The 25913-nt window shown below is 43.4% G+C and carries 24 protein-coding genes and 1 pseudogene; 16 read left to right on the top strand and 9 right to left on the bottom strand.

Annotated elements, in window-relative coordinates; translation table 11 throughout:
* Nucleotides 1-198 precede the first annotated feature (198 nt).
* From topA to ACMXYN_RS11100, 3 genes are read left to right on the top strand one after another with little or no spacing between them, the layout of a single operon-like run.
* Nucleotides 199-2838, top strand: coding sequence for a type I DNA topoisomerase (gene topA / locus ACMXYN_RS11110; protein WP_415891881.1), 2640 nt, complete (start codon nt 199-201; stop codon nt 2836-2838).
* 11 nt (nt 2839-2849) lie between these two features.
* On the top strand, nt 2850-3374 hold the full coding sequence (locus ACMXYN_RS11105) for a DUF6586 family protein (RefSeq protein WP_415891880.1): 525 nt from the start codon (nt 2850-2852) through the stop codon (nt 3372-3374).
* 5 nt (nt 3375-3379) lie between these two features.
* On the top strand, nt 3380-3631 hold the full coding sequence (locus ACMXYN_RS11100; protein ID WP_415891879.1) for a hypothetical protein: 252 nt from the start codon (nt 3380-3382) through the stop codon (nt 3629-3631).
* Between the two features lie 93 nt (nt 3632-3724).
* Here ACMXYN_RS11100 and ACMXYN_RS11095 read toward each other — a convergent pair whose 3' ends face one another.
* Nucleotides 3725-4183: a cell division inhibitor SulA gene (locus ACMXYN_RS11095; RefSeq protein ID WP_415891878.1), complete on the bottom strand. Its 459-nt coding sequence runs from the start codon at nt 4181-4183 to the stop codon at nt 3725-3727.
* A gap of 2 nt (nt 4184-4185) precedes the next feature.
* On the bottom strand, nt 4186-4794 hold the full coding sequence (gene lexA, locus ACMXYN_RS11090) for a transcriptional repressor LexA (protein ID WP_415894482.1): 609 nt from the start codon (nt 4792-4794) through the stop codon (nt 4186-4188).
* Nucleotides 4795-4939: 145 nt separating this feature from the next.
* Here lexA and dinG point away from each other — a divergent pair, with 145 nt between their 5' ends.
* The 5 genes and pseudogenes from dinG (at nt 4940) to sixA (ending at nt 10342) form a co-directional block, all read left to right on the top strand.
* A complete protein-coding gene (gene dinG, locus ACMXYN_RS11085; protein WP_415891877.1) occupies nt 4940-7060 on the top strand; it encodes an ATP-dependent DNA helicase DinG in 2121 nt (706 codons plus the stop codon).
* Between the two features lie 11 nt (nt 7061-7071).
* A pseudogene (locus ACMXYN_RS11080) lies at nt 7072-8379 on the top strand (DEAD/DEAH box helicase); the annotation flags it as partial.
* A gap of 238 nt (nt 8380-8617) precedes the next feature.
* Nucleotides 8618-8842, top strand: coding sequence for a hypothetical protein (locus ACMXYN_RS11075; protein ID WP_415884097.1), 225 nt, complete (start codon nt 8618-8620; stop codon nt 8840-8842).
* A 22-nt stretch (nt 8843-8864) separates the two neighbouring features.
* Nucleotides 8865-9893 (top strand): NAD(P)H-dependent glycerol-3-phosphate dehydrogenase, encoded by a 1029-nt coding sequence (locus ACMXYN_RS11070; protein WP_415891876.1) that lies wholly within the window; start codon nt 8865-8867, stop codon nt 9891-9893.
* Nucleotides 9890-10342, top strand: a complete 453-nt coding sequence (gene sixA / locus ACMXYN_RS11065; protein ID WP_415891875.1) for a phosphohistidine phosphatase SixA — start codon at nt 9890-9892, stop codon at nt 10340-10342. Before ACMXYN_RS11070 ends, sixA begins: the two co-directional genes overlap by 4 nt.
* Here the strand turns inward: sixA and ACMXYN_RS11060 are convergent.
* Nucleotides 10325-12106 (bottom strand): O-antigen ligase family protein, encoded by a 1782-nt coding sequence (locus ACMXYN_RS11060; protein ID WP_415891874.1) that lies wholly within the window; start codon nt 12104-12106, stop codon nt 10325-10327. The two genes, sixA and ACMXYN_RS11060, sit on opposite strands and share 18 nt — an antisense overlap.
* 98 nt (nt 12107-12204) lie before the next feature.
* On the opposite strand from ACMXYN_RS11060, the gene ACMXYN_RS11055 reads away from it, so the two are divergent.
* From ACMXYN_RS11055 to ACMXYN_RS11045, 3 genes are all read left to right on the top strand, one after another.
* A complete protein-coding gene (locus ACMXYN_RS11055) occupies nt 12205-13050 on the top strand; it encodes an alpha/beta fold hydrolase (protein WP_415891873.1) in 846 nt (281 codons plus the stop codon).
* Nucleotides 13051-13086: 36 nt separating this feature from the next.
* Nucleotides 13087-13917: a DUF4892 domain-containing protein gene (locus tag ACMXYN_RS11050; protein WP_415891872.1), complete on the top strand. Its 831-nt coding sequence runs from the start codon at nt 13087-13089 to the stop codon at nt 13915-13917.
* Between the two features lie 63 nt (nt 13918-13980).
* On the top strand, nt 13981-14877 hold the full coding sequence (locus ACMXYN_RS11045) for a patatin-like phospholipase family protein (RefSeq protein ID WP_415891871.1): 897 nt from the start codon (nt 13981-13983) through the stop codon (nt 14875-14877).
* On the opposite strand, the gene ACMXYN_RS11040 is transcribed toward ACMXYN_RS11045, so the two are convergent.
* On the bottom strand, nt 14878-15429 hold the full coding sequence (locus tag ACMXYN_RS11040) for a Smr/MutS family protein (RefSeq protein ID WP_415891870.1): 552 nt from the start codon (nt 15427-15429) through the stop codon (nt 14878-14880). It lies immediately after the preceding gene.
* Between the two features lie 65 nt (nt 15430-15494).
* Here ACMXYN_RS11040 and prmB point away from each other — a divergent pair, with 65 nt between their 5' ends.
* From prmB to ACMXYN_RS11020, 4 genes are all read left to right on the top strand, one after another.
* Nucleotides 15495-16424 (top strand): 50S ribosomal protein L3 N(5)-glutamine methyltransferase, encoded by a 930-nt coding sequence (prmB, locus tag ACMXYN_RS11035; protein ID WP_415891869.1) that lies wholly within the window; start codon nt 15495-15497, stop codon nt 16422-16424.
* A 44-nt stretch (nt 16425-16468) separates the two neighbouring features.
* Nucleotides 16469-17560, top strand: coding sequence for a chorismate synthase (gene aroC, locus ACMXYN_RS11030; protein ID WP_415891868.1), 1092 nt, complete (start codon nt 16469-16471; stop codon nt 17558-17560).
* A 91-nt stretch (nt 17561-17651) separates the two neighbouring features.
* Entirely contained in the window at nt 17652-18911 is a 1260-nt protein-coding gene (locus tag ACMXYN_RS11025) for a threonine/serine ThrE exporter family protein (protein ID WP_415891867.1), read from the top strand.
* Nucleotides 18912-18958: 47 nt separating this feature from the next.
* Nucleotides 18959-19690: a lytic transglycosylase domain-containing protein gene (locus ACMXYN_RS11020; protein WP_415891866.1), complete on the top strand. Its 732-nt coding sequence runs from the start codon at nt 18959-18961 to the stop codon at nt 19688-19690.
* Here the strand turns inward: ACMXYN_RS11020 and ACMXYN_RS11015 are convergent.
* On the bottom strand, nt 19677-20540 hold the full coding sequence (locus ACMXYN_RS11015) for a LysR substrate-binding domain-containing protein (protein WP_415891865.1): 864 nt from the start codon (nt 20538-20540) through the stop codon (nt 19677-19679). The two genes, ACMXYN_RS11020 and ACMXYN_RS11015, sit on opposite strands and share 14 nt — an antisense overlap.
* A gap of 104 nt (nt 20541-20644) precedes the next feature.
* On the opposite strand from ACMXYN_RS11015, the gene ACMXYN_RS11010 reads away from it, so the two are divergent.
* On the top strand, nt 20645-21301 hold the full coding sequence (locus ACMXYN_RS11010) for a glutathione S-transferase family protein (protein WP_415891864.1): 657 nt from the start codon (nt 20645-20647) through the stop codon (nt 21299-21301).
* Nucleotides 21302-21374: 73 nt separating this feature from the next.
* Here the strand turns inward: ACMXYN_RS11010 and ACMXYN_RS11005 are convergent, their stop codons facing one another.
* The 4 genes from ACMXYN_RS11005 to ACMXYN_RS10990 form a co-directional block, all read right to left on the bottom strand.
* Nucleotides 21375-22145, bottom strand: coding sequence for an amino acid ABC transporter ATP-binding protein (locus ACMXYN_RS11005; RefSeq protein WP_415884111.1), 771 nt, complete (start codon nt 22143-22145; stop codon nt 21375-21377).
* 12 nt (nt 22146-22157) lie between these two features.
* Nucleotides 22158-23258 carry an amino acid ABC transporter permease gene (locus ACMXYN_RS11000; protein WP_415891863.1) on the bottom strand — a complete coding sequence of 367 codons (1101 nt, stop codon included), beginning with the start codon at nt 23256-23258 and terminating at the stop codon, nt 22158-22160.
* Between the two features lie 15 nt (nt 23259-23273).
* Entirely contained in the window at nt 23274-24455 is a 1182-nt protein-coding gene (locus ACMXYN_RS10995) for an amino acid ABC transporter permease (RefSeq protein WP_415891862.1), read from the bottom strand.
* Between the two features lie 79 nt (nt 24456-24534).
* Entirely contained in the window at nt 24535-25548 is a 1014-nt protein-coding gene (locus ACMXYN_RS10990; protein WP_415891861.1) for an amino acid ABC transporter substrate-binding protein, read from the bottom strand.
* Between the last annotated feature and the right edge of the window lie 365 nt (nt 25549-25913).

Below are 25913 nucleotides of genomic sequence, written 5' to 3'. Positions count from 1 at the left end.
TTGATCCATTGGTCTACTTTTATCGCAATTGCTGCTTGACCACAGCATTCTCAACACTTATATATGCTCCCAAATATTATTGTTAGTTAAGCGCTAAACTCGAAAGTGAACGGTTTTTGCACAGTAATATCGTGACAAGTTGCAAAAATAGATAGTTCGTCAGCGTTTAACCATGTAGCCCGAGGAAAGAAGGACGCTATGGGAAAATCCCTGGTAATCGTGGAATCACCCGCGAAAGCGAAGACCATTAACAAATATCTGGGTAATCAGTACGTTGTAAAATCCAGTGTAGGTCATATTCGCGACCTGCCAACCAGTGGCAGTACTAAGAAGAGCGATCCGAAAGAGCGGGCTCGCCAAGCGGCTCTGACGCGCAAAATGTCGCCTGAACAAAAGGTTGTACATAAAAAGAAGAAGGCGCGCGAACAGCTTATTGGGCGTATGGGGATCGATCCTGATAAAGGATGGGATCCGCATTACGAGATCCTTCCGGGTAAAGAGAAGGTTGTTGATGAGCTTAAACGTCTAGCTAAGAATGCTGACGAAATCTATCTCGCAACCGATTTGGACCGCGAAGGGGAAGCGATCGCATGGCACTTGCGTGAAGCGATTGGCGGTGATGATACGCGTTACCGTCGTGTTGTCTTCAACGAGATTACTAAAAAAGCCATCTCTGAAGCATTTGAGCAGCCTTCTGCGTTGGATATGGATCGTGTTAATGCCCAGCAGGCGCGCCGATTCCTTGATCGCGTCGTTGGCTATATGGTCTCTCCGTTACTTTGGGAAAAAGTGGCACGCGGTTTATCTGCAGGTCGAGTTCAGTCGGTTGCCGTTAAGTTGGTCGTAGAGCGAGAAAAAGAGATTCGGGCATTCATCCCTGAAGAATTTTGGGAGGTGCAGGCTGATACGTTAACGAAAGATAAAGTTGCACTAAAACTGCAGGTGCATCGAATAAACGGCGAAACTTTCCGTCCAGGTTCAGAAGATGAAACTAAAGCGCACTTAGAACAGCTGCGTTCGGCTTCATTTGAAGTAATCAGCCGTAAAGATAGACCGACCAGCAGTAAACCTTCAGCTCCATTTATCACATCTACACTGCAGCAGGCCGCGAGTACGCGTCTTGGCTTTGGTGTTAAGAAAACCATGATGATGGCGCAGCGTTTGTACGAAGCAGGTTACATCACTTATATGCGTACAGACTCGACAAACTTAAGTGCTGAAGCCGTTGCGAACTGTCGTGAGTACATTGGAGATCATTTCGGTAGTAAATACCTACCTGAAACGCCTAACAGCTATAGCAGCAAAGAGGGTGCCCAAGAGGCCCACGAGGCGATTCGTCCGTCTGATGTAAATGTGGAAGCTACTGCGCTGAAAAACATGGACAGAGACGCTGAGCGCCTATACGAGCTTATTCGTCGACAGTTCTTAGCTTGTCAGATGACTCCAGCGAAATTCCTAAGCACGCGTGTAACTGTGTCTGCCGGTGACTTTGAATTAGTTACCAAAGGTCGAATTCTACAGTTTGATGGTTACACACGCGTTATGCCAGCGAAGGGCAAAGGTGAAGAAGATATTATCCTGCCTGATGTTCAAGCTGGCGATAATCTAAATTTAGTCGATCTGTTGCCTAAGCAACATTTTACGAAACCGGCTCCTCGTTTCACCGAAGCAAGCCTAGTTAAAGAGCTTGAGAAACGAGGCATTGGTCGTCCATCGACATACGCAGCGATTATTTCGACGATCCAAGATCGTGGTTATGTAGAAGTTCAGAATCGACGTTTCTATGCTCAAAAAATGGGCGATATTGTTACTGAACGTCTGGGTGAGAATTTCTCTGACCTGATGGATTACAGCTTTACAGCACGTATGGAAGAAAGCCTTGATGATGTGGCTGAGGGCAGTGCTGATTGGAAAGCGCTTTTAGATCAGTTTTACGCTGATTTCTCGATGAAGCTGGAAGAGGCGCAGGATGCAGAGAATGGTATGCGCCCGAATTCTCCTACAGAGACAGATATCTCTTGCCCTGATTGTGGCCGAGATATGATGATCCGCACGGGTAGTACAGGTGTGTTCTTAGGCTGCTCAGGATATAGCTTGCCACCAAAAGAGCGTTGTAAGTGTACGATCAACCTAGTTTCTGGTGACGAGGTTGTTAGCGCTGATGGCGACGATGAAGAAGAATCTCGCATTCTGCGCAAGAAACATCGTTGTAACCTATGTGGCTCAGCAATGGATTCTTATTTGATCGATGAGAATCGTAAGTTGCATGTATGTGGCAATAACCCTGATTGCTCCGGTTTTGAAGTTGAGAAGGGTGAATATCGTATCAAAGGATATGATGGGCCTGTTCTAGAGTGTGATAAGTGCTCAGCAGAGATGCAGCTTAAAACAGGTCGTTTTGGTAAATACTTTGGCTGTACTGAGTGTAAAAACACCCGTAAGTTGTTGAAAAACGGTGAGCCGGCACCACCTAAGATGGATCCAGTTCCAATGCCTGAGCTCCAGTGCGAAAAGGTTGAGGATACTTACATCCTACGTGATGGTGCGTCTGGTTTGTTCTTGGCAGCAAGCCAGTTCCCGAGAAACAGAGAAACACGTGCTCCGAAGATAGTGGAAATACTGCCACATCAGGCTGAGATTGATCCGAAATATGAGTTCTTGTTCAGTGCGCCTAAAAATGACTCTGAAGGTAATCTGAGTGTCATTCGCTATAGCAGAAAGACCAAAGAACAGTACGTTATGACCGAGGTCAATGGTAAAGCGACTGGTTGGCGTGCATTCTATCGCGATGGTAAATGGGTCGAAGAAGAGACCCGTAAAAAAGCGAAGAAGAAATAGTCGGGGATTTCATGAGCGGTATATATCAGGCACGCACGAATCAGAAGTTGAGCTTTACACGACTTCATCTAGAGCAGCTTAAAAAAGCGCAAGATGACACCAGTTGGAGCAAGCATGCATTGATTGAGTCTTATAATGAATCAGTGCTATTCCACCTGACATCAGCCTACGATGCATTTTTACGCGAAATTGCTGAATGGTATAAAGTCGATACGGAAACCTTTCAAGGTTATCGTGCGTTAGCGGCTGAAATGGGTAAGACCGGTGTCGAAAGTCCTGAGTTGAGCCAGTTAAGTAACCTAGAATCAGATGATTCATCTTGGTTGCATAAAATGATGTCTGCTTATGAAGCCTGCTGGCATGGCGCTGACTCTAAACAGGCTGTGACTGAAACAAGCAGTGTTTCTGAAATACATGTGTTGCAGATCAATCCTGATCATGCAGAGGATGGTGAAATTATTACTGAGTATCAAGCTTGGTTTGATTCGCTGTCTGAATTAGTTAATCGCCTTAGAGAAGGCATGCAAGAGTGGTAAATTAAGTGTCAGGACTAACACCCGAGACTGTGCTTGAAATTATAGAGCTTGATGAAGGCGGTTTAGCAATCCGAAATATGGATAGCGATGAAGAGCCGATGATTAAAGTTAATTTCTCTGATGCACTTAAAGAACAGTTAAGTGATCAATATCTAGATGTCGCTCGCGTAATGTTAACTGCGGGTATCCAGATGATGGCAGAGTCTGGGGTGGGCTTAGAAAATGAGCCTGAAGAAATTCCACCAACTATCCATTAAGTCATTTCCGATAATGAGCTCCTTTCAGGTAAAGCTCATTATTGGGGTGATATTACTTCGGTTAGGTGCCCTTAACAAAACTAGAAAATACTTTTAGCTATGTTGGCGGCGTCTAATAATGATTCCGTGACTTTGACCTTTCTTAGCAGCACTTTCTAAGTCGTTAAACTCTTCATCGTTTAAGTATCCAGGCCATGAAATTACAGCGTGGCTAGTGCCAGTGCTTAGGGCCTGTTTAGCAAGCTCAAAGGTGCTGTGTTTGTTATCTGGATTAAGCAGAATGACTTTATTAAGATCAATGCCTGCTTCGATCAGAAGGTTTTTCGGCAACAGTACTGGTGGAGCAATCCACACAAACCAGCGATCATCTTGACTCAGTTGTGCAAGCAATGGCATTAACATTGGGATGTTAGAAAAATTTTCATCATGAACAACGATTTCAGTCATCGTGCCTGCTAATTGATTAGTAGGCTTTTGCTTAGCGAAAAGTTTTTCATTTGCAGATGTATTCTGCATGATTGGTGCTGTTTGGTTTGCGTGAAATGCCATCATGGTTAGTTACCTCTACGAATAACGCCTACGCTTAAACCTTCTATTGCCAGTGGTTGTTCGTTTAGATCCACTATAATCGGTTCAAACTCTTCATTTTCAGCAATTAGATAAACGATGTTACCTTCACGCTTAAAGCGTTTTACGGTCACTTCATCTTCTATTCGAGCGACTACAATCTGCCCATCCTTTGCTGTTTGGCACTGGTGCACTGCCAGTAGATCACCGTCCATGATGCCTACATCTTTCATACTGCTGCCTCTCACCCTTAAGAGATAATCCGCCTTGGGGTGGAAGAAGTCAGAGGAGATTGTGCAGTGATCTTCAACATGCTCTTGAGCTAGTATCGGTGATCCTGCTGCTACCTGACCAACAATCGGTAGGCCGCTATTTTCCTCTTCCAATTCAGGTACTCTGATACCTCGAGAAGTACCTGGAATGATTTCTATCGCGCCTTTTTTTGCCAGCGCTTTTAAGTGTTCTTCAGCTGCATTGGCTGATTTAAACCCTAAATCGCGGGCAATATCGGCGCGAGTAGGTGGGTAGCCGGTATCGCCAATGTGACGCTTGATGCAATCCAGAACTTCCGTTTGTCGTTTAGTCAGCTTCATGATCATGTCTGTTTGTTTATACAGTATGTGTATTTTTATACAGTATTTTGGGTTTGTAAAGCAACTTATGTTTTTTTATACAGTATTTTTGTTATTAAACAGTCAGAACTGTTAGAATCGCGGGCAAGATTTTCGGTGGATTACGGTTTTGTTAGATAAGCAACTCAAGCAAACAATACAGCAGGCCTATAGTACTTTTCTCAATAACAGAGGATTGAAGTCTCGCTATGGCCAGAAGTTAATGATTGCTGAGGTTGCGAAAACGTTGGGTGCGATTACTGTTAATTCAGAAGGTGAAAGGACGGGTGGTCAGCATATTTGTGTTACTGAGGCTGGTACCGGTACGGGTAAGACGATGGCCTATCTTTTGGCTTCAGTTCCTATAGCTCAGCAACGCAAAAAGAAGGTAATTGTTTCTACAGCAACAGTTGCACTTCAAGAGCAGCTTATTCTTAAAGACCTCCCGCAGCTGATTAGTGATGCCGGTATCAATCTTACTTATGGTTTAGCTAAAGGCCGAGGGCGATATTTTTGTGTTTCCAACGCAGAGAAAGTATTAGAGCAACAGAATGAGTTGGGCCAAATTGCATTGTATGAAGATGAAGTAGCTCAAAAACTTCAATCCTCTGACATTGACGAGGTTAAATCTCTACTGAGTCACTATGCCTCTGGCGAGTGGGATGGCGACCGAGATGCTTTAAAGAATACAGTACCTGATGCTGTTTGGCGGTTGTCTACTAGCGATCATATGCAGTGTACTAATCGACGTTGCAGTAACTTTTCTATCTGTCCTTTTTTTAAGGCGAGACAAGAGTTGGATAAATGGGATCTGATTGTTGCCAATCACGATCTTGTTTTAGCTGATCTTTCTCTTGGTGGTGGTGCCATTCTTTCACCACCTGAAGATACCATCTATGTCTTTGATGAAGGCCACCATCTAGGCACTAAAACCACGGGGCATTTTTCTTATAGTTTACGGGTTAAATCCAGTATCCGTTGGATGAGTAAAGCGACGCGTAGTTTGAATAAATTATTGAATGACGCGTCTGATCATATAGTGCTTCGGAATTATATTGAGAAGTTAGCTAACCCTTTTGCGGATATGGAAAACTCCTTGAAGGAAGTCCAGCTGCTGTTAAATCAAATACTTGAAGATAAACTCCAAGGCCCAAGTGATCGCTATCGTTTTGCGCAAGGAATGATCCCTGAACCATTACAATTGTCTTTTCATAATTTTGCTCAGGCTGCTGAGAGAGTCGTTTTAAAATTTGAGCAGATTGTTGATCTATTGAAAGAAGGGATGGATGGGGAATTAGCTGATCTTCCCCTTGCTATCAGTGAAACATGGTATCCACAGATGGGTGTGCTGTTATCACGCATGCAATCTATGTATTGGTTGGCTAAGTCCTACGCTGCATCTGATTCGACAGCAGGCTTACCGACGGCTCGCTGGATAGTGAAAGTAGACGGTAATGATGGCATCGACATAGAGTGTTGTAGTAGTCCTGTATCTGCTGCAGAAACCTTGCAAGAGCACCTCTGGAAAAATTGTTATGGTGCTGTTATTACTTCGGCGACGTTAACCGCGCTAGGACGTTTTGATCGGCTGTATGCTGATCTTGGTATACCAACTGATAGTCCTTGCAATATCTTTATGAGTCCATTTGATTTCCAAAATGCTGCCGAATTACATGTGCCTGCAATGAAGACCGACCCAGGAAATCCTGATGATCACAATGAAGAAATTTCGGCAATCATATTGCCTATTTTGCAGGAGGGTAGTGCATCCTTGGTGTTATTTAGCTCCTGGCGTCAGATGCGGTATGTTCTTGAGCGTATGCCTGCTAGTATAACAGCAGATATTCTTGTGCAAGGTGAACTTGCAAAGCATGAAATTTTGCGACAACACAGAGTTCGTATCGATGCTAACAAACCAAGTATTATTTTTGGTTTAGCTTCTTTTGCTGAAGGTGTAGATTTACCTGGTGATTACCTTAAGCATGTAATTATCACGAAGTTGCCATTTGGTGTCCCGGATGACCCGGTTGAGGCAACCTATGGTGAATGGCTAGAATCTCAAGGGCGTAACCCTTTTCAAGAATGGGTTATACCGATGGCGTCGATGCGTCTCACTCAGGCTACAGGGCGTTTACTACGAACTGAGAGCGATAGCGGCAAAATAACATTGCTTGATCGACGGTTTATTACCCGTCGTTATGGAAAGCAGCTCTTAGCCGCTTTACCGCCTTATCGGCGAAATTTTTCTTAGGAATTTTTGAATTGAGTACAGAAAATAAATCAGTTGAGCAGACTGAAAGTGCAAACAAAAAAAGAAATTCATCTGCACGTAAGCCTCAACGACGTCGTCGTTACAACAATCGATCTAAAGCAGTGTCTTGGAGCCCTGAGCAGTTTGTCGTGCCTGAGGTGGACGGTAAAAAGCGTTTCTTAGATTTCAACCTGCCTGATGATGTACTTCATGCGGTTTATGACCTTAAATTTGAATACTGTACAGGTATTCAAGCTGAAACTATTCCTGCTGCACTTGCTGGCAAAGATATCATTGGTAAAGCCCAGACTGGTACAGGTAAAACAGCAGCGTTTCTTCTGGGCATTATTACAGATCTAATTGACTATCCATTAGATGAAAAACCACGTTTAGCTGAGCCTCGTGCTTTGGTAGTTGCGCCTACGCGTGAACTTGCACTTCAAATCGCTGAAGATGCTAAAGGCCTAGCGAAGCACACAGGCTTACATGTCGTTAGCCTAGTTGGCGGTATGGATTATGAAAAACAGCGCCAAAATCTTAAGCGTAAGCCGGTTGATATTTTAGTGGCTACGCCAGGGCGACTAATCGATTTTATAAATCGAAAAGATGTCGATCTATGGAATGTTGAAGTGCTTGTTCTCGATGAAGCGGATCGCATGCTGAGCATGGGCTTTATCCCAGATGTGAGAACGATCGTACGTAACACGCCGCGCAAAGGTAGTGATCGACAAACTCTACTTTACAGTGCAACGTTTACGGATGAAGTGCTTAACCTAGCAGAACAGTGGACTTTAGATGCGGTAAAAATCGAGATCGCACCAGAAATTAAAACAACGGATAACGTAAGTCAGACCGTTTATTTAGTCTCTGGTGAGCAAAAATATCGTTTGCTTCGTAACTACATGGATAAGGATCATGCGGAGAAGGTTATCGTTTTTGGTAACCGCCGTGATGAGACGCGTAAGTTAGCAGATCGTCTATGTAAAGATGGAATTAAAGCTGCCCTTATGTCAGGTGAAATTCCACAGCAAAAGCGAGTGAAAACGTTAGAAGATTTCCGCAGTGGTAAAATTCAGGTGCTAGTTGCGACCGATGTCGCAGGTCGTGGTATCCACATTGATGGTGTTACTCACGTATTTAACTATCAGCTGCCAGAAGACCCTGATGACTATGTACACCGTATTGGTCGTACCGGTCGTGCTGGTGCAACAGGTGCATCGATCTGTTTTGCTTGTGAAGATGATTCCTTTCTCATTCCTGAAATTGAAGCTGAAACAGGCGTTAAACTTGAATGTGTTCACCCTGAAGCAGAGCTATTAGCTGAGCCTAAGTCTGCTATTTCTGAGCCAGCAGCAGAAGAAGCATCTGAAACTAATTCCGAAGCTACAGTTTCTGAAAAAGAGGGTGAAGAAACACCTGAAGCTGTTCAGGAACCAAGCGCTGACCTAGTGGAAGAAAAAACAAACGAAGACGTAGCTGATGTAAGTGCGGTTGAGCCTCTTGCAGCTGAAGAATCTTCGGTTGAGACAGTAATTAACCCTGAAAGTGATGTTGAAAGTGACAGATCAGGACAAACACAAAACTAATCGTATCGCCTCTATTGCTGCAGTTGTTTTCAGCGCAGTCATTGCAGCTTTAGGTGTGGCAGGTTATCAGCGAACGGAAGATCCATTGCAGCTTATGCTTTTTTTAGGCTTGGCTGCTTTGGGCTATCTAATTGTGATTTACCTGTTTAAAGGCGTTAATAAAGTCCTAGATAGTATGGACGATTCGGAAAAATAGTTGGTAGAAGCGAAATTTATCTATGTCTGATATTCGTAAGGTTGCAGTGCTGGGTGCAGGTAGCTTTGGCACGGTAATAGCGAACATTGTCGCTGATAATGGTCATAAAGTTAGTTTGTGGTTACGTGATCAGGAAAGAGCTGATCATATAAATCAGTTCCACGAAAACCCTCGTTACCTTCCAGACTATCAACTCTCCAAAAATATTACTGCATCTTGTTCGCTAGAAGATGTCCTCCTTGATGCAGAATTGGTTTTTGTCTCTATTCCGAGTCAGTCATTTCGGCAAGTGATTGAACAGGCTAAAGCTTGGTTAAAGCCTGAGCAGATGCTTGTAAGTACAACTAAGGGTATTGAAGCTAAGACATTTAGCTTGATGAGCGAGATACTGACAGAAGAGGTGCCTGATGCTCGTATTGGCGTCTTAAGTGGGCCTAATCTGGCAAAAGAGGTGGCTGCTAAACAATTAACTGCAACGGTAATTGCTAGTGAGTCAGCAGACGTTAGAACACTGGTTCAGGATATCCTACATAGCTCTTATTTTCGTGTTTATGCTAGCTCTGATACTTACGGTGTAGAGCTGGGTGGTACGCTAAAAAATATTTATGCCATTGCAGCGGGTTTGAGTGCTGCACTTGGTATGGGTGAAAACACCAAGAGTATGTTAATGACACGTAGCTTGGCTGAAATGAGCCGTTTTGCGGTGTGCATGGGTGCAAACCCTATGACATTTATTGGTCTGGCTGGTGTAGGTGATTTGATTGTAACCTGTATGTCGCCTTTAAGTCGTAACTACCGTGTTGGTTATGCACTAGGTGAAGGCAAAACCTTAGATGAAGCCGTTGAGGCTTTAGGGCAAGTTGCTGAAGGTGTTAATACGATTAAGCACGTCAAAGAAAAAGCTGCTGCAATGGGCGTGTATATGCCACTGGTTGCAGGTTTATATGAGGTTGTTTTCAATCACGCTCCGGTCGCTCAAGTTGTAAAAATGCTGATGATGAGCGAACAGAGTACCGATGTTGAATTTGTCTTACCTAGAGAAGGTGAATGAAGTTCTTCTTAATGCGTCATGGTGAAGCAGAGTTTTTTGCTGAATCGGATGCTCAGCGTAAATTGACTCCTGAAGGAGTTAAAAGGCTCTCGTCAAGATTGGAGATTGCTGTCCCTCATCTTAAAGGTGTGGATTGTGTTATTCATAGCCCTTATGTCAGAGCCTGTCAGACTGCGGAAATCGTTAATCAGCATTTAGGTGGGGTTGAACAGTTTATTTCGGAGCTTTGGACGCCAGAATCAGATCCTGCGACTGCTTTAGCTTTTCTTGAGCGTTTTGAAAGTCGTTGTCCTCTAGTTGTTACCCATATGCCTTTAATTTCCTATGTAGAGGCTATATGTTGTGAAGGGAATGCTCATAACCCAGCAGCATTTAATTGTGGTGAAATAGCCCAGCTAGAAGCTGATTGGCCTGCAGCTGGACTTGGGCGTTTAGTTCGACGTATCTAGCTGTTTGATCGCGCCACTGCTCTTTTTATCCTCAAGGTCTTTTTGCATAAACTGCTGGTTCAGTTGCTGCAGGTCTAAATTATTTAGATAGGTAGTCATCGCAATTTTCATGATTCTATCCCGCTCATTGTTTCGATCTGTATAGTCATAAGCGATGGCTAAGTTTCTGTAGTAGATCAAAGCCGGGTTAACCTTAATTTGCTCTTCAGCCCAATTCGCGTAAATAATTGCATGTTTATGGGTATTTTGCGAAATACCCATAAACATATTATTTCTCAGAATTAAAAAGCTTGTGTAATCTTCGAAATATGAAGATTTAATTGATGATTGAAGGAAAGCAGGATTTTTTTGCCCACTCTTAAAGTAGTTAAGTATCCCTGCATTTCCCACTTGCGCTTGAACTAGGCTGTTTGTTGAAACTAATGCAATGATCGTAGTGCTAACAGGTATTATTCGGCGAGCAGTTAATGATAACCCTCTCATTGAGTATGTTTTTTTTCCGAATTGATGAACTAGAAACAGTAAAACGAGTAGTAGGAACCAAGGTGTATTTGAAATGTAAAAGGGTAGCTCTACTTGTGTGTGTAATGTTATAGGGACAAGTAGTGCCGCATAACCAAAGCCTCTTTGCCAACCTAACCGAATTAATTGTATAAATGTATATAAGCTCGCTGCAATTATACCAACGATTGCGAAGCTTCCCCCTTCAATCAGCCAGAAGATAAATTCATTATGTGGGTGGCCAAATTTGGGTGCTTTGCCTAAATTGTGTAGGCCTCTTTCTTGGTGGTCTGCTCGTTTATCTTGAAATACTTTTTGGAAGCTACCTAACCCATGTCCGAATATTGGAGCTTCTGTATATAGCTCCCAAGACATTTCGTAAATACTCCATCTGATATCTTGGCCCATTATTCGATCAAACTTTTTAGTGGTAGAACCAAGTCCCTGACTTCCTAAAAATCCACCAATGAGCGCACTTATCAATATACTGATAAAAATTGTTTTTGATGCTGCAAAAATTTTCCAACGGCCAATAACTAATAATGTTAAAGCAATTGTGATGCCTAGCAGGCCCACTCTTGAGCCACTGATTGCTATGTTATAACTCGATGCTAAAGCTGCTAAATGTAATGCAATAATAATTATGGGATGGAGGCTTCTGCATGCTGGACGACTTATAAGATAAAACACCAAAGTTAATGTCGTGGCCATCATTGCAGCTTGAACATTAACTTGCTGAAAAATTCCTATAGCGATTGTTTTATCTGTTTTGGGGACAATGTTGAACAAAAGAGGTATGTCGAGTACTTGAACTATCCCATAAAAGGCCGCAATAAGCCCCATAGATAAGAGTATATATAGGCTTCTTTCTAGTTGCTTAGCATTCAATTTAAATTGGAATAGCGCTATGAAAAATACATATCCACCACTGATCACTAAAAGCCTAACTAGCCATTCTGTGGGATTGTTATTATCGGCTATATAGCTGGTTACAACGGCACCTAAGGGCAATAGAGCTAAGGGAAACCAAAACTTAGGCAAAACCAGCTTTTGCGTTTTGAAAACGATATAACTTGCTGCGGCGATAATCCAGCAGGCTACTATCCATAATGAGCTGTTATGGGGAATATTTAAGCCTTCACCGCCTAAATTGGGTTGATAATAAAACGGAGCAATTAGAAACATTAAGCCAAACAGTACAAAAAAGACTTTTTGTGGCTTTTTTAGGGAAGGATCCTTTTCCAGTTCAAGTCGTAGAGTCATGTTTCGTAAGTTCCAATTACTTTCTTTAGCTGAGATCTTAGCGTAATTTCGGTTTATAGTACCTAACTGATTATCGTTAATAGGGTTTTTATCTACCTATGCCACATAAAGTTAGTTTTGAGATACGAATTTCCGGTTATTCCGTTGCGGCTATCGAATATGGGGATCCTAATGGTACTCCAATGGTTGCGTTACATGGCTGGCTTGATAATGCCGCTAGCTTTGATGGTTTAGCCCAACATCTCAAAGGGATTAGATTAATCGCAATTGATTTAATCGGTCATGGGCGATCAGATCATCGTCCTGAGGTCATGCCTTACTATATTTGGGACAATGTAAATGATCTTTATGCTGTTTTAGATTCACTTTCTTTGAATAAAGTGGGCCTCATTGGACATTCAATGGGTGCGAGCATTGCAATGCTATTTGCAGGTGCTTTTCCAGAAAGGGTTGATCGCCTTATGCTAATAGAAGGTTTGGCACCCCTTTTCTACGAAGAAGAACAATTGCCACAGTTGTTTGCTGATGCTGTCATTAAGCGCAGTAAGATGGTTTCTAAAACATTGCGCCCTTATTCAAACTACGAAGATGCGATTCAAGCCCGTATGAATGGTCGTTGGCCCGTGTCTAGAGAAGCGGCTGAGGCCCTTTTAGAGCGGGGGATATCCAAAACTGACAAGGGTTATATCTGGAGTAATGATCCAAAGTTGATGATGCCTTCTTTGGTTCGATTTAGTTTTTCACAGATCTCTTCTTTTGTTAAATCCGTAAGATCAGAAGCTATAGTTATAAGGGGATCGAATGGTGCAGCAGATAGCATCATTAATCCTTGGTTAGGTGACTTTTACCATGTAGAAGTGATTGATATGGAAGGAGGGCATCATTTGCACTTAGAGCCTAAACCAGCAGCTTTATTGGCTGAACGTATAAATCAATGGGCATGATGAACCATTATCAGTGTTACGTTTCAGGAGTATGGAATGCGTTTTTTAGTATCTTGCTTGTTTTTTGTTTTTTCAATGAATGTTCAGTCTGCTTCCGATGTTAGAGGCAGCAGCGACTACGGCTCATTTGAGCGTTTTCCTCGATCAACAATTGTTCAGTACAAAGAGATAGAAAACGCGGATTATCGTTTTGTATTAGGTGGACTTGAAAAGATTGATGGTGTTATAGCACCCGAAAAAGAAGAGCGTTTAAGTGGTAAGTTGTATCAGTTGACCTACCGTATTCCACAAAATCATTCCTCTGAGGAGGTCTTTTCGTTCTTTTCCACGCAGTTGCAAGAGCAAGGGGCAACTGAACAATTTAATTGTCAGGGGCGGGCATGTGGAAGCAGTAATCAATGGGCCAATACCATTTTTAAGTATTCAAGATTGTATGGTTTAGACACCACTCAACGAGTAGCTACCTTCAAAAATAATCAACGTTACTTCGCATTGTATTCAGTCCAGAGAGGTAACAAAAAAGTCTATTTGCGATTAGATGTTTTGGAAACACCTTCAGATCATACTGGGCTAGATAAGAGTGAGCTGGTTCAAGAATATGTAGATACTGAAGCAAGTTTCGAAAAACTTTTAGCCTTCATTCAAAGCAATCCAACGCAACAATTTTGGATCGTTGCTGCCGATTATTCAGCAGGTTCCTATCAGGAAAAGCTTAAAAATGCGCTAGAGCACGGTAATCAGTTAAAAGCTAAGTTAATCGCTAAAGGCGTTTTAGCTGAACAAGTGAATCTGCATTCCATTGGAGCTTTTGGAACAAAGCCAAAAAATGGTGATATTAAGATCATGATCTATAAAGAAGATATGTAATCGGCTTAAAGGAGACCGACTTCTAATTTAGTTTTCCTAGCTTTAAGTGCTTAGGAGGTCATTATGGCTACAGTCTCATTAGTTCTTGGTAGTGGTGGTGCGAGAGGATATGCCCATATAGGAGCGATTGAAGAGATAGAGCGTCGAGGATATGAGATCGTATCTATCTCAGGAAGCTCAATGGGTGCTCTAGTCGGAGGAATGCATGCTGCTGGGAAATTAATTGAATATAAAGAGTGGGTCACCAGTCTCAATTGGATGAGAGTGGTTAGGTTATTAGATTTTACCCTGTCACGAGGGGCTATTCGCGGTGACAAAATTTTTGTGCAATTGGCTGAAATTTTAGGTTCTCCTAATATCGAAGATTTTGAGATTGATTATACAGCTGTGGCTGCTGATATAGCCCATCAAAAAGAAGTTTGGTACCAAAAAGGCTCTCTACTTGACGCCATTCGTGCGTCCGTTGCTGTGCCTGGTTTATTTACTCCCGTCGTTAAAGAAGGGAGAGTACTTGTTGATGGCGGGATCTTAAACCCTCTGCCAATTATCCCTGTTGTTGCTGCTCAAGCAGACCTTATTATTGCGGTAGATCTCAACACAGGGGATTCTAGTCATAGTCATTTGCAGTTACCAAGCAATCAGTACTTAAAGCGTAGTGGCATGAGTGATGAATGGCATATGCCAGATGCAAGTTCTACAGATGAAAGTGAAGAAGAGTTAGCTGAGGAGGCGACAGAGATAGGAGGCCGCATGGATGTCCTACTTAACTCTGTGGAAGTTATGCAAGCGAGTTTGGCTGAGTACAAAATTGCCGGTTACCCGCCTGATTTACTCGTGCGTATCCCCAAAGATCTGTGTAGCTTTTATGAGTTTCATCGTGCTGCAGAGGCAATCGAGTATGGGCGGCTTGCAACACGAGATAGATTGGAAGCACTGGAAAATGGTGATCCAATCAATTAGCTATTTATCGCGTTTAAGCAAAACGTAAAGGGCTCCTGCACCACCATCTTTGGCTTGTGCGGAACAAAAGGCGAGTACGCCGTTTAGGCGTTTTAGCCACTCGTTAACGTAAGACTTGATCATTGCTTGCTGGCTTTCTGATGAATGTGCTTTGCCGTGCACGACGATGACGCATCTAGCCTTGTTTCTTCTCGCTTCAAAAATAAATTTACTAAGCTGATCGCGTGCTTGATCAACCGTGTATCCGTGAAGATCTAAACCCTGTTCCCAAGGTATATGCCCTTGTTTCAGGCGTTTTAGAACACGAAGCTGTACCCCTGGGTTCGCAAATAAAAGTTCCTCGCTCGATTCTACTAGCTCTACTGCTTCATCGGATAAACCATCGATTACTTTATCTTCCTGCTGAATAGCAGCTTGGCGGCGGTAATGCTTGTTATGAAGGTCACTCTTTGATCTCTTTATTTGAGTATCAGCTTTGTCGTGCTTATGGCGGGTTACGCCCTCCATTGCAGACATAAAATCGATGTCTTCATTCTCACGGGGGTCTTTCATGGTGTTCCTGTGCGAGTTTTATTAATATTGCCCTTTAAATTTAACAAAATATCGGTCCAGACTGAATGAGCCAGCAAGCTTTAACTTCAAACTCTATTACTAACCAGTTGCACAGCTTACGCGATTACATCCGTTATGCGATGAGTCAATTTGCGCAACATAAGGTCTATTTCGGTCATGGCACTGATAATGCGTGGGATGAAGCTACTCAGCTTGTATTAGGGGCCGTTTATCTTCCATGGGATGTTAATCCTGCTGTTCTGGATGGTCGTCTTACAGAGGAAGAAAAAGAGCGGGTCATCTCTTTTATTCATCAACGTGCAGTAGAGCGTAGACCCTTGCCTTACATTATTGGTGAATCTTGGTTCTGCTCATTACCTTTCTTTGTCGATGAAAGAGTGCTGATTCCGCGATCACCTATTGCTGAGTTGATTGAGAATCAATTTAGTCCATGGCTGCGAGAAGGGCCGGTTGAACGTATTTTGGACCTGTGTACGGGCAGTGGTTGTATTGGTTTAGCCTGCGCTTATGCCTTTGAAGAAGCGGAAGTTGATTTGGCCGATATATCACCTGATGCCATCGATGTTTCTAACATCAATATTGCTAAGCATGAGATTGGTGATCGTGTTCAAGCTATTGAAAGTGATCTGTTTTCTAACTTAAAGGGTAAGAAGTATGATCTGATTGTGAGTAATCCTCCTTACGTGGATGAAAGCGATCTGGCTTCGATGCCAGAAGAATACGACCATGAGCCAGAACTAGCGTTGGGTTCTGGTCCTGATGGTTTGGATATTACCCGTCAGATTCTTGCGCAAGCGAATGATTATCTAACTGAAGATGGCCTTTTGGTGGTTGAGGTAGGTAATAGTGAAGTGCATATGATGGAGAAATACCCACAGATTCCGGTTATCTGGTTAGAATTTGAGCGTGGTGGCAATGGTGTGTTTGCGATTACTGCTAAGGAACTGCGCCAACATCGGGATTGTTTGGTATAATCCCGCCCCTGAATTTTTAAGAACGTTTTGGATGGAATACTGCGATGTCAGGAAATAGTTACGGTAAGCTGTTTACAGTCACTACATTTGGTGAGAGTCACGGTAAGGCACTTGGCTGTATTGTTGATGGTTGCCCCCCAGGCATCGAGCTTTCTGAAGCTGATCTGCAGTTAGATTTAGATCGCCGCAAGCCGGGAACCTCTCGTCATACAACTCAACGTCGCGAAGCCGATGAAGTAGAGATCTTATCGGGTGTTTTCGAAGGTAAAACTACTGGTACACCAATTGGCTTACTGATCAAAAACACCGATCAACGTTCTAAAGATTACTCCAATATCGAAGAGACGTTCCGTCCAGCTCACGCTGACTACGTTTACACGCATAAATATGGTTTCCGTGATTACCGTGGTGGCGGTCGTTCATCTGCGCGTGAAACTGCGATGCGTGTTGCAGCAGGTGCGATAGCGAAAAAGTACTTAGCGTCTAAAGATATCGAAGTTAAAGGTTACCTATCTCAATTAGGTCCAATTGCAATCAACGAAGCTAACTTCGATTGGAATGAAGTACCTAACAATCCATTCTTCTCTCCAGATGCTGAAGCCGTTACTGAGATGGAAAACTATATGGATGCCCTGCGTAAAGAGGGTAACTCTGTAGGTGCTAAAATTTCAGTAGTCGCTTCTGGCGCGCCTGTTGGCTTGGGTGAGCCGATTTTCGATCGACTCGATGCTGACCTTGCCCATGCGCTAATGAGTATCAATGCTGTAAAAGGTGTTGAGATCGGTGATGGCTTTGATTGTGTCTCACAGAAAGGCACAGAGCACAGAGATGAGATGACACCAGAAGGTTTCTTGTCGAATCATGCAGGCGGTGTTTTGGGTGGCATCTCAACTGGGCAAGATATTATTGCGCATATTGCGCTTAAACCGACCTCTAGCTTGCGTTTACCGGGTCGTAGTATTAACAGTCGTGGCGAAGAGATTGAAGTTGTGACTAAAGGTCGTCACGACCCTTGCGTAGGTATTCGAGCGACACCAATTGCCGAAGCGATGATGGCAATTGTGTTGATGGATCACTTACTACGTGATCGAGCACAAAACGCAGATGTTAAATCTGAGATACCTGTTATCACCTGATATTAAAATTCGCCAATCGAATCTAGGAAAGGATAAATTAGCGATAATTTATCCTTTTTTGTTTTAGGGCTATAGAGGATTCAAAGCCGTTATGTCGTTTGATCTACTTGATCACTACTCATTAGATAAACAGCCCAACTTTCCGCCTAGAACCTTGCCGGTGGGTTTTATGCTGCGCTTAGCCAAAGCTCTGCACACCTATGGAATGACCGCTTATGAGCTAGAAAATACGATGAAACGTGTGGGTGAGACTCTTGGTTTTGGGGTGCAGTGTTTAGCGCAGCCTACAAACCTCATAATGAGCTTCTCACACCCAGAAGAGCCTGAGCCTAAAACCTATGTTTTCCGTGTAGATCAAGGCGAGGTAAACCTTGAGAGGCAGATCCAAGTAAACACGGTGGTTCGGGATGTCATGTCTGAATCTATCACTGTGTCAGAAGGGGCTCATCAACTCAAGGCAATCTCTAACTCAGCTGCTAGATTTGGTGTTAAAGGCCAGATGGCCGGCTTTGCTCTGTTATCAGCGGGTATCGCTCATCTTTTAGGTGGTGCTGTAGCTGAGATGCTGGTGGCCTTTTTTATCGGCATGCTAACAGCACTTATCGCGGTTAAATTTTTAAAAACTGATTCACTTAAATATTTATTTCCGACGTTATCGGCGATTTTGTCGGCTTTAGTGGCCAATTTTGTTGCTAGTATGGGGTGGCTGTCATCTCCCTATATCGCAACAGTTGCAGGGGTGATTGTGTTAGTCCCCGGTTTACCTTTGACCACTGCGGTAGCGGAATTGGCTCGACAGAATATGGTTTCGGGAACAGCAAGGTTGGTTTATGCCGGTACTATCTTCTTACAGATAGGTTTTGGTGTAGCAATTGGTAACGCTATTGGAACGGGCTTGTTTCCTGCTCAGCCAGTGACCTTTGAATGGTATCTACCTGATTGGAGTCTATGGCTATCAATCGCCTATGCAGGGATTGGGTTATGTTTTCTTTTCCAGAGCCGTCCAGTCGATATGCATTGGGTAGTCCTAGGTGGCTGCATTGCTTTTGCAGCAACCTGGTATGGGGCTCAGCTATTTGGTCAGGTCTTAGGTGCATTTATTGGTGCCTTTATTACAGGCTTGGTAGCGAACTTGTTTGAGCGTATTTCAGGGATTACCCGAGCGGTCATGTTAATGCCGGGTATTATCTTACTGGTACCGGGAAGTGTTGGTTTTCAGAGTCTCTCCCTTATGGTTGAAAAGAATGTGCTTGAAGGGATCGATACGGCATTTAGCATGAGCTTTGTTGCTATCGCGCTGGTGACAGGGTTGCTGTTTTCCTCATTAATTCTTCCCCCTAAAGAGCTGTGATGGCGAAGGGTTAACCTCAGAGTTTAATAGCTGCTAAACTGCTGTTTATGAAGATATGGAAAGCTACGGTTTCAACCGCGGTCCTAACGATTATTGGTGTTTTCGTTTCGCTAACGCCAATAAATCTTGTCGCGGGCGAAATTAGGAAAATTGTGCACCCAGATGGACGGGTCGAATATACCAACCTTAGCGATAAGCAGAGGAAGGTTAACTACACTAATAAAAGCTCCTCTTCACTCAAACAAGTCTATAAGTATCGTAATGATGACGGGGTATTGTCATTCTCAGATCAAAGACCGTTGAATATTGGGTTTGAAGTTCTCAGGTTTGATTGTTTTGCATGCGGTGTAGCTTCAACTGTTAATTGGCACACCACGCCTTTAAATTTGAATGCACATAGTTATCAAGTTAAAGAGATGTCGAAAAAATACGGCGTTGATGAAGCCTTGGTCCGTGCAGTCATTCATGCTGAATCTGCTTTCCGAGTTAATGCTGTCTCTCGGGTAGGGGCTCAAGGTCTGATGCAACTAATGCCGGCGACAGCGAAAGATCTTGGGGTTACAAATAGCATGGATGCTAATCAAAACATTGAGGGCGGGACTAAGTATCTAGCCCAGCTATTACAGAACTTCTCTGGTGATCTCACCCTAAGTACAGCAGCTTACAATGCCGGCCCAGGAGCGGTGACACGCTATAATGGCGTGCCTCCCTATGCTGAAACTAAAGCCTATGTTGAGCGCGTTGCTATCTTAAAAGAGCGTTATGCTAAAGCGTTGTAGCTTTTTCGCTCTGTTCTAACAAAATTGTACTCAATTCAGTCGCTACAGATGAGCCAAACATAGGATGCGGTCGAGGTGCGATCGCTAGAACGATATCGACAGAGGGCAGTGGAGGTAATCGTTTCTCATCTATAATTACTAGGTCATGACTAATGCTCGAAGTCGCCATGGCACTGATACCTACCCCTTCTCTTAATAAACCTTTGAGTGCAGTTGAGCTAGAAGACGCGCAGACTAAACGATAATCGAGCCCTTGTTTTTCTAGGCCATCAACCGCTGTGGTACGAAATTTACAATCTGGCTCAAATAACACCAAACGCAAGGGTGATTGCTCTAGCAGTTCTGGATATCCTCCATGTACCCAAACACCGATATCGTGTTTAAGTACAAATCCTTCGTCGCCATCTGGTGCCCGGGTAAGAATGGCGATATCTAATTCACCCGAATCCAGCATTGAACGTAATTTACTGCTGCAATTGCATTCAATATTAAAATTTAAATCAGGGATTCTCTCGCTGATTTGCTGGCATAGTTGCGGGAGAACAGATTCTGCATAATCGTCAGGGCAGCCAATTCTTAATGGCCTTTGTGCTTGGGTAAGGGAAAAGTGTCCAATAGCTTCATCATGCAAAGCGATAAGCCTTCGAGCATAACTTACCAGTTCTTGGCCTTGGTTGGTTAACGAAAGGTTGCGCCCTTCTTTGATGAATAGGTTGTGCCCTGTCTCTTCCTCAAGCTTTTTCATCTGCATGCTGATTGCACTTTGGGTACGAAAAGTCTGTTTCGCCGCGCGAGTGAAACTTCCAGTATCCACAAAAGCGATAAAGCTGCGAAGTGCATCTATATCCATACAGGGAACATCCATCAATATTTCGAATAGGAGCTATCAAAACTATTCGTTAGTCAGATAGAAAGCAAGTTGCCACAATCTTAGGTCTAGATACGGAGGATGTTATGCAGTTAATCATTGGGAATAAAAACTACTCGTCTTGGTCATTAAGAGCTTGGTTGATGCTCAAAGCTTTTGAGGTCGAATTTGATGAACTCAAGATAAACCTATTTACTGAAGAGTTTTATGAAACGTTAAAACAGCATACGCCCGTAGCCAAAGTGCCTGTATTGCTCGATGGTGAATTGAATGTCTGGGATTCTCTCGCTATTTGCGAGTATGTAAATGAGCGTTATCTGGATGGTGCTGCATGGCCGATTGATATGTCTGAGCGGGCCAAAGCGCGAGCGATTGTTAGTGAAATGCATTCTGGCTTTAATGCGTTACGTAATGAGATGCCAATGAACTGCCGAGCTAAACGTAAAATTGAGTTAAGCCCTGCAGCACAGCAAGATATTCAAAGAATGGATGCCCTTTGGACAGAATTAATAGCTACACATAATCAATCAGGGCCGTGGTTATTTGGCAGTTTTACGATTGTTGATGTGTTTTTTGCTCCAGCTGTTTTGAGATTTTTGACCTATGGTATTGAGCTATCACCTAAATCTACGGTTTATGTACAGACCGTCTTACAACATCCCGCTCTTCAGGCTTGGGTAAAAGATGCCCTGCAGGAAACCGAAGTGGTTGACGAGGATGAAGCAGGGGAGCCACTAGAGTAGATTTTACATAAAAAAAGCCGCTTAGCTGTAATGCAGGTAAGCGGCTTTGCTTTCGCTGGAAAGTTGGTTTGTATTAGTGATCTAATATCTGGCTTAAGAATAGCTGTAAACGATCTGTTTGCGGATTGTGGAAAATCTCTTCAGGTGTGTTTTGTTCTACAATTTCACCCGCATCCATAAAGATAACCCTATCCGCAACTTTTTTAGCAAATCCCATCTCATGTGTTACGCAAAGCATCGTCATGCCTTCTTCGGCTAGCTCGATCATAACGTCTAGCACTTCCTTGATCATCTCAGGGTCAAGCGCAGATGTTGGCTCATCGAAAAGCATAATTTCAGGGTTCATACACAGGGATCGAGCGATAGCTACACGCTGTTGCTGACCACCTGATAGCTGGCCTGGAAATTTATTCGCTTGGTCAGGGATTTTAACCCTTTCCAAATATTTCATCGCGATTGCTTCGGCTTCTTTCTTGGGTTTCTTTTGAACCCAGATAGGCCCTAGCGTTAGGTTTTCTAGAATAGTCAGGTGAGGAAATAGGTTAAAGTGCTGGAATACCATACCCACCTCACGGCGGATCGCTTCAATATTCTTCACATCTTCGATCATCTCTACACCGTTTACGGTAAGAGAGCCGCGTTGAAACTCTTCCAGACGGTTAATGCAGCGAGTCATAGTTGACTTACCTGAGCCGGAAGGGCCACAGATAACGATGCGTTCGCCTTTTTTAACGCGTAGGTTGATATCTTTTAATACGTGGAACTCGCCATACCATTTGTTGAGGTCCTTGATAACGATGATATCGTCGTTGTTTTCGATACGTTGTTCGTGTTCTATGCTCACAAGGAAAACCTCTTAGTTCTTATGGCTTGTGTCGAGTTTACGTTCAATTGATGCGCTGATCATGGACATGCTGAAACAGCAGATCCAGAAAACGATGGCTACAAAAAGGTAACCTTCAGTGGAATGACCGCCTAACCAACTTGAATTTGCCAGTGCTGTTTGAGTGGTACTCAACATTTCAAAGATACCGATGATCAATAAGAACGTCGTATTTTTGAAGAGCATGATAAATGTTGCCAGTATGTTTGGCATAGAGATCTTGATGACCTGAGGTAGGATGATCAGCAAGGTTTTTTGCCAAAAGCCTAGACCCAGTGAATCCGCCGCTTCGTACTGTCCGTTAGGTACAGCCTGAAAACCTCCTCGGAATACCTCAGCCATATAACCAGACATGAAGAGCGTTAGTACAATCCATACTCGCACGAGTTTGTCGACGTTTGTTCCTTCTGGAAAGAACAGTGGCAACATTACTGAGCCCATAAAGAACAGAGCCAGAACGGGTACACCACGGAAAAACTCAATCAGTACAATGCTCACGCTTTTTATAAAAGGCATGTCAGAACGACGCCCTAAAGCCCATAAAAAGCTTAATGGGAAAGCAACGATAATACTTGCAGCCGCCAGTAGAACGTTCAGTGAGAAACCGCCCCAGTAATCCGTGGAAACATATTCCAAACCGATCCAGCTACCATCCAAAATCAAAATAGATAGGAAAGGTAGTGCTAAGAAAAGAGGGATAGCGACCTTGTTGCGTAGTTCCTTACTTAGCAGATTAGATGCGGTTATTATTCCGACTAGGGCAATTAAACAGACATTGATACGCCAAATTTCTTCGGCAGGGTAGCTGCCATAGAAGAACTGCTTGGACCAAGCTTTAACAAATACCCAGCAAGCACCATCTTTTGTGCAAGCGTCTTGCGTAGCGCCCGCCCAATTGGCGGAGATAAATAGCCAATCGACCAGAGGTGGAATTACCGTCACTAAACCAGCAAGGATAAGTAGTGTTGCAATTGAATTGGATATTGAGTCAAAGAAATTATCTCTTATCCAATGAATTGGACCAACGGTATCACGTGGTGCTGGTTGATCGGGCAGTGGTTTAAATTCTTTCATTTCAATCACTCCCGATTAACGTTCAGCTAGAGAAACGCTTGCATTGAAGCGGTTCATGACAAAAGAAATGGACATGTTTACGACAAAATAGACCGCCATTGTCATAAATACGATCTCGATCGCTTGACCTGTTTGGTTAAGCGTCGTGCCCACAAATACAGTGAATAAGTCGGGGTAACCGATCGCAGTTGCCAGAGTCGAGTTTTTAACCAAACTCTGATACTCACTGTTAAGCAGAGGCACAATAACGCGCATTGCTTGAGGAACAACGATCAATTTCATGATCTTGCTCTCTTTTAAGCCGATACTACGCGCTGCTTCTGTTTGACCATGAGGTACAGCTTGAACCCCCGCCCTTACTGCTTCAGCAATAAATGCTCCTGTATAAACTGTAAGTGCTAAGGCAAGTGCCATCAGTTCAGGAATAACCGTTATACCACCTCGGAAGTTAAAGCCTTTAAGCTCTGGGAAATCCCAAGTGAAAGGAACACCTGCTGCAAACAGTGCTACAAGCGGCAAAATAAACAGAATCGCTAGACTAGCTTTTAAAACTGGGAATTGTTGGCCGGTGTCATCTTGACGCTTCTTCGCCCAACGCTTGAGGACGAAGATAGATGCAATGGCAGCAGCAATCGCAGCATAAACAATGCTTGCTCCACTTTCTGCATTAAGTCCTGGGAAGTAGAGGCCGCGAACGTTTAAGAAGATCACTTCTCCAAGGCTCAAGCTTTGACGAGCACTCGGTAGCGCTGCCAACACTGCGAAATACCAGAAGAAAATCTGAAGTAGTAATGGGATGTTTCGGAAGGTCTCTACGTAAGCGACGGCCAGCTTTCTGATTAGTAGGTTATGAGAGAAGTGAGCAACCCCCATAATAAAGCCAACGATCGTCGAAAGGATGATCCCGATTGTCGAAACAAGAATGGTATTTAATAAACCGACAATAAATGTACGACCATATGTATGCGTTGCATCGTATGGTACTAACGACATTAGAATATCGAATCCGGCAGTCGTAAACAGGAAGTCATAACCGCTTTTGATACCGCGGGCTTCTAAGTTAGCCAGCGTGTTAGAAATAATACCGTAAAAGAAATATCCCAAACCTGCTAGTAACAGCAGCTGGTAAATAATCGAACGGTTTCTAGGGTTGTTGAAGAAGGAGGGTGATGACTTCACCTGTGGCTTTTCAGACATAATTAAGCACTTATCTTCAGAAGGTTATAAGTAAAAATAGCAGAGGGGCATGAAAAATGCCCCTCTGTTTGATCCTTCCTTAGCGTACTGGTGAAGAGTACATGATACCGCCTTGGTTCCACTGGGCGTTTAGACCACGGGAAATTTTAAGCGGAGAACCCTGGCCTACGTTGCGCTCAAAGCTTTCAGCGTAGTTACCAACTTGCTTCACAATGTTATATGCCCAATCAGCTGGGATACCTAGTTTCTGACCTGCATCGCCTTCAGAGCCCATCAAACGTTTCTGAGAAGGGTTGCCTTCCATTTTCGCTTTATCGGCAGACTTGCTATCAATGTTTAGGAATTCAGCTTCTACCATCGCCATAAGTGACCAACGAACTACGTTAAACCATGCGTCGTCACCTTGACGAACAACAGGGCCTAGAGGCTCTTTAGAAATAACCTCTGGCAGTACCATTGCTGCTGAAGGATCCTTTAGGCCAATACGTAGAGCGTATAGTTGAGATTGGTCTGAAGTTAGGACGTCACAACGACCGCTTTCGAAACCAGAGCGTGTTTGGTCAGAAGTATCGAATGTGATTGCCTTGTAGCTGATACCGTTAGCACGGAAGTAATCGGCAAGGTTTAGCTCTGTTGTTGTACCTGCTTGGATACATACAGCAGCACCGTCTAGTTCTAGCGCACTTTTCACGCCAAGGTCTTTAGAGACCATGAAACCCTGACCGTCGTAGTAGTTAACGCCAGCGAAGTTAAGACCTAGAGAAGTATCACGCGTGTGAGTCCACGTAGTGTTACGAGAAAGAATATCGATTTCACCAGACTGAAGTGCAGTGAAACGCTCTTTAGCTGTAAGAGGCTTGTATTGAACTTTGCTTGCGTCACCTAGAACAGCAGCAGCAACAGAACGACATACGTCTACATCAAGACCGCTCCAAGTACCGTTCTCATCTTTCTGAGAAAAACCTGCAAGGCCAGTACTTACCCCGCAAGATACGCTGCCTCTTTTTTGAACATCTTCTAGGGTGCCTGCCTGAGCACCAAACGCTAAACCAAGTGCCATACCTGTAGCAACAACCGAGGTAAGTAATTTCATTATGTTTCTCCATCCTTTCTGAGGCTATATACGCCGCAAAACTGTCTTGTTTTTGTTATCTGTTGTAGTAAGCGTAGGTAAAAATTCCAGTTCCTAACAAACTTAGAAGAATACAACGAAAATGGTAGTAAAATTAGACTTTAGTTGTAGTTTGGCGCTAGGCCTTTGGTTGTAGGGGCTGGAGCGTGATTCGGTAGCTTCTAATGTTGTAAAAAAAAGTTCATAAAATGGATAAAGGAGCAAATAGTAAATTTATTTCTGATTGTTTGATCAAAAATGTTATTAGGGTTGAATGAAAATGTTAGTCCGATAAATGGGTTAAATTCCAAGAATTAGCGGTGTTGAATGATGTGGAATCTTTGTGC

Source organism: Neptuniibacter sp. PT8_73 (genome assembly GCF_047778045.1).
In the GTDB taxonomy this organism is placed as follows: domain Bacteria; phylum Pseudomonadota; class Gammaproteobacteria; order Pseudomonadales; family Balneatricaceae; genus Neptuniibacter.
The sequence above is the reverse complement of the archived record's forward strand: the minus strand, read 5'-3'. Positions and strand labels throughout refer to the sequence as shown.

Coding starts and splice junctions, on each gene's coding strand:
- ACMXYN_RS11040 (WP_415891870.1), bottom strand. CDS start 15,429: ATGAAAGACCCCCGTGAGAATGAAGACATCGATTTTATGTCTGCAATG.
- prmB (WP_415891869.1), top strand. CDS start 15,495: ATGAGCCAGCAAGCTTTAACTTCAAACTCTATTACTAACCAGTTGCAC.
- ACMXYN_RS11020 (WP_415891866.1), top strand. CDS start 18,959: ATGAAGATATGGAAAGCTACGGTTTCAACCGCGGTCCTAACGATTATT.
- ACMXYN_RS11105 (WP_415891880.1), top strand. CDS start 2,850: ATGAGCGGTATATATCAGGCACGCACGAATCAGAAGTTGAGCTTTACA.
- ACMXYN_RS11050 (WP_415891872.1), top strand. CDS start 13,087: ATGCGTTTTTTAGTATCTTGCTTGTTTTTTGTTTTTTCAATGAATGTT.
- ACMXYN_RS10990 (WP_415891861.1), bottom strand. CDS start 25,548: ATGAAATTACTTACCTCGGTTGTTGCTACAGGTATGGCACTTGGTTTA.
- aroC (WP_415891868.1), top strand. CDS start 16,469: ATGTCAGGAAATAGTTACGGTAAGCTGTTTACAGTCACTACATTTGGT.
- sixA (WP_415891875.1), top strand. CDS start 9,890: ATGAAGTTCTTCTTAATGCGTCATGGTGAAGCAGAGTTTTTTGCTGAA.
- ACMXYN_RS11060 (WP_415891874.1), bottom strand. CDS start 12,106: ATGACTCTACGACTTGAACTGGAAAAGGATCCTTCCCTAAAAAAGCCA.
- ACMXYN_RS11045 (WP_415891871.1), top strand. CDS start 13,981: ATGGCTACAGTCTCATTAGTTCTTGGTAGTGGTGGTGCGAGAGGATAT.
- ACMXYN_RS11055 (WP_415891873.1), top strand. CDS start 12,205: ATGCCACATAAAGTTAGTTTTGAGATACGAATTTCCGGTTATTCCGTT.
- ACMXYN_RS10995 (WP_415891862.1), bottom strand. CDS start 24,455: ATGTCTGAAAAGCCACAGGTGAAGTCATCACCCTCCTTCTTCAACAAC.
- topA (WP_415891881.1), top strand. CDS start 199: ATGGGAAAATCCCTGGTAATCGTGGAATCACCCGCGAAAGCGAAGACC.
- ACMXYN_RS11000 (WP_415891863.1), bottom strand. CDS start 23,258: ATGAAAGAATTTAAACCACTGCCCGATCAACCAGCACCACGTGATACC.
- ACMXYN_RS11070 (WP_415891876.1), top strand. CDS start 8,865: ATGTCTGATATTCGTAAGGTTGCAGTGCTGGGTGCAGGTAGCTTTGGC.
- ACMXYN_RS11095 (WP_415891878.1), bottom strand. CDS start 4,183: ATGATGGCATTTCACGCAAACCAAACAGCACCAATCATGCAGAATACA.
- ACMXYN_RS11025 (WP_415891867.1), top strand. CDS start 17,652: ATGTCGTTTGATCTACTTGATCACTACTCATTAGATAAACAGCCCAAC.
- ACMXYN_RS11015 (WP_415891865.1), bottom strand. CDS start 20,540: ATGGATATAGATGCACTTCGCAGCTTTATCGCTTTTGTGGATACTGGA.
- ACMXYN_RS11010 (WP_415891864.1), top strand. CDS start 20,645: ATGCAGTTAATCATTGGGAATAAAAACTACTCGTCTTGGTCATTAAGA.